Origin of the sequence: Pseudoalteromonas sp. SG43-7 (assembly GCF_014164295.1) — a bacterium.
GTDB lineage: Bacteria > Pseudomonadota > Gammaproteobacteria > Enterobacterales > Alteromonadaceae > Pseudoalteromonas > Pseudoalteromonas rhizosphaerae.
Genome location: NZ_JACJEY010000124.1, coordinates 1 through 2,226, shown reverse-complemented (window position 1 = coordinate 2,226; position 2,226 = coordinate 1). Strand labels below are relative to the sequence as shown.

The 2,226-nt window shown below is 43.8% G+C and carries 3 protein-coding genes; all 3 read right to left on the bottom strand.

Annotated elements, in window-relative coordinates; all coding sequences use genetic code 11:
• The coding region (tnpC, locus tag H5200_RS22975) for an IS66 family transposase (RefSeq protein ID WP_182762796.1) at positions 1–1,424 on the bottom strand (1,424 nt) is incomplete at its 3' end.
• Positions 1,425–1,519: 95 nt separating this feature from the next.
• The gene (gene tnpB, locus H5200_RS22970; RefSeq protein ID WP_182762794.1) at positions 1,520–1,867 is read right to left on the bottom strand and encodes an IS66 family insertion sequence element accessory protein TnpB; all 348 of its coding nucleotides are present in this window, start codon (positions 1,865–1,867) and stop codon (positions 1,520–1,522) included.
• The gene (gene tnpA / locus H5200_RS22965; protein WP_182762792.1) at positions 1,867–2,163 is read right to left on the bottom strand and encodes an IS66 family insertion sequence element accessory protein TnpA; all 297 of its coding nucleotides are present in this window, start codon (positions 2,161–2,163) and stop codon (positions 1,867–1,869) included. Before tnpA ends, tnpB begins: the two co-directional genes overlap by 1 nt.
• Between the last annotated feature and the right edge of the window lie 63 nt (positions 2,164–2,226).

The following is a 2,226-nucleotide window of genomic DNA, read 5'->3' as shown; positions in this document are numbered from 1 at the left end:
TCATTTGCCTTTGCGGTTTCAACAAGACTATAAAGTATAGCGCTGGCATGAGCACCATTGCAGGTATTTGAGAACAACCAGTTTTTTCGCCCTATTACGAACGGTTTTATAGCTCGCTCTGCACGGTTATTATCAATACTGAGCCTGCCATCATCAAGGTAACGCCTGAATTTCTCAAACTGATTTATCGCATAGGTAATTGCTTCACCTAACGCCATTTTTGGTGGGATTTTATCTTTATGCTTGAGTAACCATTGATACAATTCATCAACGATTGGTTTGGCTTTTCTCTGCCTAATCTTGAATTTTTCATCGTGCGATTTATCTTTGATGGCTTGCTCAATACCGTAGAGCTTGCGAATAAGGTTTAGTGCTACATCTGCTTTGACGGTTTTTTTATTATTGCCTTTAGCCTCGATGAATTTACGGCGCATATGGGCTAAGCACGCAACCAGTGTTGCATTCGTTTGCTCGTAAGCCTTGTAGCCGTCAACGTGCATGTAGCCTTCGTAACCATCAAGGAAATCAACCGCACATTGGCCTGCGCGACTGTTATGGTAATCAAACAGGACAATATTCGTGCCTTTACTCGGTTTATCATCGCCGCAACAATACAGCCACATATAGCTGGTTGCTTTATCTGCATTAATGACGTTTAACGGGGTTTCATCGCCGTGAATAACCGGTTGAGATAGCAACACGTCTTTTAAGCGTTGATACAGAGGGGACAACAGGTCTGCGCAGCGCAACATCCAGCTCGACATGGTTTGTCTGCTCAACTCAATACCAATATCGCCTAACATGGTTTCTTGGCGATAAAGTGGTAAGCCAAACTGGTATTTACACATGATTATTTGGCTCAGCAAGCTGGGCGTTGCGATGCTTTTTGGAATGGCTGTTGCGGGCATAAGGGCGGTTTTTACCACACTTTCAATGCCTTCACGCTCACAGTGACGGCACGTATATTTAGGGCGAATGGTTTTGATTACTTTGATATGCGCTGGCACAAACTCGAGTGCTTCACTGCTGCTTTCACCCATTTTGTGAAGGGGGCTTTGACAGCAATCACACATTTTGTCATCCTCTTCGAGGTCAACAACCACCTCAATTCGCGGCAACTGCGCTGGCAGTGGCCGGCGTTTCGGTTTGGCTTTTTCTTTCTTTACTGAGGCTGATGTGGCCAATAGCGCTTTATCATGTTCATCGAGAATATCTTCTGCTTCATTGAATACTTCGCCTGCACCCGGCATCTTTTCAGATTTTTTGGCGTACTCTTTGGCTAGTTTCGCGTTATAAGCTTGTAGCAATTCGTGAATTTGCGCGTCTTTTTCAGCTAACTTTTCATCCATATGCTGTTGCAACTCAAGCAACATGCGCTTGAGTTGTTCTGGGTCGTCAGGAAGTGAGTGTGCATCAATTTTCATGTTCGCAATTTAACAGAATTTGACGGTGTTTTCTTGCTTGACGCAAAGATAAAACAGACGGTGTGGCAACGATCATTTACTGCCAATATGATCGATTAGATCATCGATTTATACCGCAACTCTTCATGACCAAGCACATCATATCCCGACAACAACCAATCCAGTTGCTCTGGACTGAGCTCAAATTCTTGCAGACTGGCTTTGTTTGGCCATTTGAACTTTTGCTTTTCTAATCGCTTGTACCACAAAGCAAACCCCGTTTTATCCCAGTAAACCAGCTTGAGTTTATCCTTCGCTTTGTTGCAAAATAAAAATAAAGCGCCAGTATAGGCATCACGTTCAAGCTCACCCTCAACGATTGCGACCAGACCATCAATGGATTTTCGAAAATCCACGGCATCGCGATAGAGGTAAATATGTGCAGGTTCAACGAACATTTTCATTAGGCAAGCTCGCGTAACAGTTGACTCAGATAAGTGGCAGGCATTGTGGATGGCAAGCTGACTTTCACGTTACCGATAGCAAGAATGATCGGCTGTTGCTGTTCAGTGGGATCAACGTGTTTAGTGACTTTTGCGCGAACAAAACTACCAGATGCAGCAGTAAGCTTACTTCGTGCCGCATAAAAGCTTGTTTTTGATAAGGCATGTTGCTGGCAAAACTCAGTAATAGTTAAATCGCTGGCTTGTTGTTCTTCGATAATGTTGCGCCACTGCTCAAGGCTACGCATTTTTCTCATGGCTATCTCCTAATTGAAATTAAGAAATAGTTTAATCGGTTTGACGAGTTACTGGCAGGTGCA